Raw genomic sequence first — 328 nt, forward strand, 5'->3', positions numbered from 1 at the left:
GATTCTTTCAGGTCACTGACGACATTAGGCGCGGTGATATTATTTTGATGAATGTTCGCTCTAAGGTTCCTAACCATGCTGGCGTATATCTCGGCGATGGGCAGATGCTGCATCACCTGCATGGCCGACTATCTCGCCGAGAGAATTACGGCGGCTATTGGGCGGAGCGAACTGTATACGTAGTCAGACACCGAGATATGCCAAATGGATAAGCCACTAAAGAAAGTTGTTCTATACGGCCCCATGCGTAAGCGATTCGGGCGAGAGTTTGAGTTAGCCGTATCCTCGCCTCAGGAGGCAATCCATGCCCTATGTGTCCAGGTCGAAG

General features: G+C 50.9%; 1 protein-coding gene. It reads left to right on the forward strand.

The window, feature by feature from the left end:
* Positions 1-23 precede the first annotated feature (23 nt).
* Positions 24-212 carry an NlpC/P60 family protein gene (locus tag Q5762_RS40165; RefSeq protein WP_399495561.1) on the forward strand — a complete coding sequence of 63 codons (189 nt, stop codon included), beginning with the start codon at positions 24-26 and terminating at the stop codon, positions 210-212.
* Positions 213-328: the final 116 nt, after the last annotated feature.

The sequence above is a fragment of the Streptomyces sp. P9(2023) genome (genome assembly GCF_032436795.1).
Classification (GTDB): Bacteria; Actinomycetota; Actinomycetes; order Streptomycetales; family Streptomycetaceae; genus Streptomyces.